Annotated in this window: 4 protein-coding genes; 1 reads left to right on the top strand and 3 read right to left on the bottom strand. The window is 73.9% G+C overall.

Translation table 11 applies throughout. The features are described 5' to 3' along the window. Positions 1-128 precede the first annotated feature (128 nt). The 3 genes from ACFUEL_RS35130 to ACFUEL_RS35120 form a co-directional block, all read right to left on the bottom strand. Positions 129-677 carry a DUF4396 domain-containing protein gene (locus ACFUEL_RS35130; protein ID WP_380241543.1) on the bottom strand — a complete coding sequence of 183 codons (549 nt, stop codon included), beginning with the start codon at positions 675-677 and terminating at the stop codon, positions 129-131. 119 nt (positions 678-796) lie between these two features. After that, on the bottom strand, positions 797-2,467 hold the full coding sequence (locus ACFUEL_RS35125; protein ID WP_380241541.1) for a long-chain fatty acid--CoA ligase: 1,671 nt from the start codon (positions 2,465-2,467) through the stop codon (positions 797-799). 195 nt (positions 2,468-2,662) lie between these two features. Then, positions 2,663-3,784 carry a DUF1906 domain-containing protein gene (locus ACFUEL_RS35120; protein ID WP_380241539.1) on the bottom strand — a complete coding sequence of 374 codons (1,122 nt, stop codon included), beginning with the start codon at positions 3,782-3,784 and terminating at the stop codon, positions 2,663-2,665. 260 nt (positions 3,785-4,044) lie between these two features. On the opposite strand from ACFUEL_RS35120, the gene ACFUEL_RS35115 reads away from it, so the two are divergent. Further along, entirely contained in the window at positions 4,045-4,878 is an 834-nt protein-coding gene (locus ACFUEL_RS35115; RefSeq protein ID WP_380241537.1) for a DMT family transporter, read from the top strand. The last annotated feature ends 56 nt before the right edge of the window (positions 4,879-4,934 follow it).

Here is a 4,934-nt window from a genome sequence, read left to right as displayed (position 1 = left end):
GTGGAGGTGCTCGGCGCGGACGGCGTCCGCCACCTGGTGACGGTGGACGGCACCGACGGGTCGGTCACCGGCAACACCGTCGCCGACGGGCGCTGAGGCCGCCGACCGCCGAGGCCGCCGGGCCGGGGTCAGTGGTAGGCGTGGACCACCGCGTGACCCCGGCCCCGGCCGATCAGCCAGCGGTTCACCGGGACGGTGACCAGGAAGGCCAGCACCAGGGAGCCGGCCAGCGAGACCCAGAACAGGAGCTGGCCCAGGCCCGCGTCCATCGCCCCCGGCACGGCCACCATGACGCCGTTGTCGATCAGCTCCATGACGACGATCGACACGGTGTCGGCGGCCAGCGCGACCTTCAGCGCGTCCCGGAACGGCAGGCCCGCCCGCAGCACGCCGCGCATGGTCAGCGCGTAGCCGAACACGAAGGCGAGCGCGATCGACAGCGCCACGGTCGCGCCGTTGTGCAGGCCGAGGCCGACGCCGATCACCTGGCCGAGGACCTCGCCGATGGCGCAGCCGGTGAGGCAGTGCAGCGTCGCCTGTGCGGCGGTGCGCCAGCTGCTGCCACCGCCGTGGCCACCGTGGTGCACGTGGCCGCCGTGACCCTCGTGCCCGGCGTGTGCGTCGTGCCCGGCGTGCGGGTTGTGACCCTCGTGCCCGGCGTGCGCGCTGTGCTCCATGACGGCCCTCCTCGTCCGGTCCGGTGGGTTCCCCCGGCCACGAGGAACGTTATACCCCCCTGGGGTATTCCGAACCGGTTTCCGGGATCTTCCCGAGGAAGGCCGTCAGGAGTCCGTCGTCAGCCCCTGTCCGCCTTGCCGAGCACCGTCACGTCGAGGCGGTCGGCCGCGTAGTCCGCGCGGATCACCTTCTTGTCGAACTTGCCGACCGAGGTCTTCGGCACCGATTCGATCACCGACCAGCGCTCCGGCAGCTGCCAGGAGGCGACCCGCTCGGCCAGGAAGGCCCGTAGCTCGGGGAGGCCGGCGGTGGCGCCGGGGCGCAGCACCACGGTGGCCAGCGGGCGCTCGCCCCACTTCTCGTCCGGGACGGCCACCACGGCGGCCTCGGCGACCTCGGGGTGGGCCATCAGGTGGTTCTCCAAGGCGACCGAGCTGATCCACTCGCCGCCGGACTTGATCACGTCCTTGGCGCGGTCGGTGAGGGTCAGGTAGCCGTCGGCCGTGATGGTGCCGACGTCGCCGGTGCGCAGCCAGCCGTCCGGGCTGAACTTGTCCTCGGGCGCGTCGGCCTCGTTGCCCGCGCCGCCGAAGTACGCCCCGGCGATCCACGGGCCGCGCACCTCCAGCTCGCCCTCGGCGACGCCGTCGTGCGGCATCGCCTCGCCGCCGGGGCCGATCAGCCGGGCCTGCACGGAGGACGGGAAGACGCCCTGGGTGACCCGATAGGCCCACTCGTCCTCGCCGGTGACGCCGGCCGGCGGGTGGGCGACGGTGCCCAGCGGGGAGGTCTCGGTCATGCCCCAGGCGTGGATCACCCGGATGCCGTGCCGCTCCTCGAACGCCTTCATCAGCGCGGGCGGGCAGGCCGAGCCGCCGATGACGACGGTCTCCAGGGTGGAGGTGTCGTAGTCGCCCGCGTCCAGCTCGTCCAGCAGGCCGGTCCAGATGGTCGGGACGGCGGCGCCGAAGGTCGGCTTGATCCGGTCGATCATCTCGGCGAGCGGCTTGGGCTGCAGGAAGCGGTCCGGCATCAGCAGGCTCGCGCCGGTCATGAACGCCGCGTGCGGGATGCCCCAGGCGTTGACGTGGAACATCGGGACGACCGGCAGCACGGTGTCGCGGGCGGTCAGGCCGAAGCTGGAGGCGGCGATGATCTGCATCGAGTGCAGGTAGATCGAGCGGTGGCTGTAGACCACGCCCTTGGGGTCGCCGGTGGTGCCGGAGGTGTAGCAGAGCGCGGCAGCCTGCTTCTCGTCGATGTCGGTCTGCCACGGGTAGTCGGTCGGCCGACCCGCGAGCAGTTCCTCGTAGTCGTGCACCGTGCCGCCGAACCCGGCCAGCAGCGCCGGGTCGTACGCCCCGGACACCACCACGTGCTCGACGGTGCCGGCCAGCTGCGGCAGCACGGCGGCCAGCAGCGGCAGCACCGAGCCGTTGACGATCACCACCCGGTCCGCGGCGTGCTTGACGATGTAGACCAGCTGGTGGGCGGGCAGCCGCAGGTTCAGCGTGTGCAGGACGGCGCCCATCGACGGTATCGCCAGGTACGCCTCCTGGTGCTCGGTGTTGTTCCACATCAACGTCGCTACAACACTCCCGTCCGTCACGCCGAGTTCGTCTCGGAGCGCGTGGGCGAGCTGAGCGGCGCGAGCACCGATCTCCGCGAAGGTCCGGACCTCGGGCCCGTCCTCGGTCCATGTGGTCACCGTGGACTTCCCGTGCACGGTTGATCCGTGCTGCAGAATCCGGGCGACGGTGAGCGGGACGTCCTGCATGGTGCTGTGCACGCGGGTCCTCCTTGACCGGCCGGTACGTTGCTACCCGCAGGTAGCAAACGGTTCCCCCGATTCTTTCCCCGGCGCACCCCCGCTGTCAGCAGTCGCAACCGAGATGAGACCGAGCGCTCCCCCGCAGGTCGCGGCGCGTGTCCGGCCGGGTCCGGGGCGTGGCGGTGCCGGCCTTCCCTCCCGGTTCCTACCCGCTCAGCGGGCCACCGGACCGTCCAGCTGATCGCGGTCGACGGTCAGCGCGGCGCCGCCGTACGTCTCCTGGACGTTGCCGCGGTGCTGGTGGATCCGGGCGTGGTCGGCCCACAGGTCGTCACCGAGCCGGCCCGCGCCGTCGGTGGTGGTGGCCCGGCCGTCCCAGCGGGCGTACCAGACCGCGTCCGGCAGCGGCGCGCTGCCGGCCCGGGCGGCGGCGGCCAGGTCGGCGATGCCCGCGTCCGTGGAGGAGTAGAAGCCGGAGCGGAAACCGGCCTTGTGCAGCGCCTGCGTCCAGCCGACGGTGAAGTCCATCACCGCCTGGCTGCACGCCGAGTCGCCGCGCGGGTACGCCTCGATGTCCAGGTAGACGGGGGTGCCGGTGCGCAGCCCGAGGTTCTTCACCGCGCGCACCGCCTCGGCCGCCTCCTCCTTGCCCTGCTGCACCGCCTTCGCCGGGTCGATCCGCTGCATCTTCCCAGCCGCCGTCATGCACGGGGCCTGCCGCCCGACGTGGGTCGGCACCACCCGCCAGCCCATCGCCCGGACCTCCCGCACCCAGGCCGCGGTCAGCCGGGGCTGCGCGCAGGCCCGCTGCCGTCCGCTGGTGTAGACCCCGACCGCCCCGTACGGGGAGGTGCCCCACCAGGCGCGCATGGTCTCCAGCGGGGGCGCGGTGCAGGCGTCGAAGCCGGCGCCGGTGAACACCTCGACGGGCAGCGGGGACCGGCGCGCACGCAGCGGGTCGGACAGCACCGTGCGGCGCAGCCGGACGGGCGGCGGCTCGGCGGCGGAACCGGGAGCCGTCCCGGCGGCCATGGCGGCGGCCGTCAGCGGGGCGGCCTGGTGCGCCACGGCGGGCAGCGGCTGAGCGGGCAGCGGCCGAGCGGGCAGCCCTTGGGCGGTGAGCGGCTGGGCGGCGAGCTCGGGGGCGAGCGACTGCGACGGCGGCCGCGACTGGGACTGGGGCTGGGACTGGGGCTGGGACTGGGCTTGGGACTGGGGCGCGGGGCGGGACGCGGCGGGTGTTCCGGTCGCCGGCATTCCGATGGCGCCCTGGTCGGTGGCGAGCAGCAGGACGAGCGACGCGGCCGTCAGGGCCGCCGGGCCGAGGTAGCGCATCTTCCAGAACTACTGACGGGCCGTCGGCCCTCCCGTCAGGACACGCCGCAGACGCCGCCGGGTCACCCGGGCGGCCCCGTGGCGCGGACCACCGGTAACCGCCTTTGACCATTTGCACTCCTTACGCCAAACTCGATCACATGCCAGGCACCTCCCTCACCGTTGAAAGCACGAGCGAACTCCCGAGCATCGCCTCCGTTTCGAAGGTCCATTCCGGTGCTGCGCGGGCCCGGACTCGGCTGGGGAAGGTGCCGGCGCCGGTGTTGTGCCTGGTGTCGATGCTGGCGGTGCAGCTCGGCGTGGCGGCGTCCAAGCCGCTGTTCGGGGTGCTGGGCGTGGCGGGCGCGACCTTCCTGCGGATCTCCTTCGCCGCCGCCGTCCTGCTCGCCGTCACCCGGCCCCGGCTGCGCGGCCGCAGCCCACGCGACCTGGCGCTGGCCGGGCTGCTGGGCGTCGCCTCCGCCGGGATGACGCTGCTGTTCGCGGCGGCCGTCGACCGGCTGCCGATGGGCACCGCCGCCACGATCGAGTTCCTCGGCCCGCTGGCCGTCGCCCTGGTCTTCGCCCGCCGCGCCGGGCACGTGCTGTGGGCGGTGCTGGCCGCCGCCGGGGTCGCCCTGCTCACCCTGCTGGGCGGCGGCGGGTCCGGCGGCCTCGACCCGGTCGGCCTGGCCTGCGCGTTCGGCGCGGCCGCCTGCTACGCGGGCTACATCCTGTTCACCGACAAGGTCGGCGCGGCCTTCAAGGGCTTCGAGGGCCTGGCGGTCTCGTTCACCATCGGCACCGTCGTGCTCGCCCCGTTCGGCGCCGCCGAGGCGCTGCACGGCCTGTCCGGATCCGGCTCCCCCGCCCTGCTGCTGCTCGCCGTCGCGGGCGTCGCCCTGCTCTTCCCGGTGCTGCCGTACGCGCTGGAGATGACCGCGCTGCGCCGGATGTCGCAGCGGGTGTTCAGCGTGGTGGTCAGCCTGGACCCGGCGGTCAGCGCCCTGGTCGGGCTGCTGGTGCTCGGACAGGTGCTGGGCCTGCCGCAGGTGCTCGGCATCTGCTGCGTGGTCGTCGCCAGCGTGGGGGCGACGCTCACCGCGCGCCGCTGAGGCGCCCCCCGGGGCCGGGTCGAGCGGGGCCGGGCCGGGCCGGGAAGCGCCTCGGG

This window comes from Kitasatospora sp. NPDC057198 (assembly GCF_042670125.1).
GTDB lineage: Bacteria > Actinomycetota > Actinomycetes > Streptomycetales > Streptomycetaceae > Kitasatospora.
Note: the sequence above shows the minus strand (reverse complement) of the source record. Positions and strands in the feature narration are given on the sequence as shown.

What these genes read in the sequence shown, in the direction of transcription:
- ACFUEL_RS35130 (WP_380241543.1), bottom strand. Translation starts at nt 677, where the DNA reads ATGGAGCACAGCGCGCACGCCGGGCACGAGGGTCACAACCCGCACGCC.
- ACFUEL_RS35120 (WP_380241539.1), bottom strand. Translation starts at nt 3,784, where the DNA reads ATGCGCTACCTCGGCCCGGCGGCCCTGACGGCCGCGTCGCTCGTCCTG.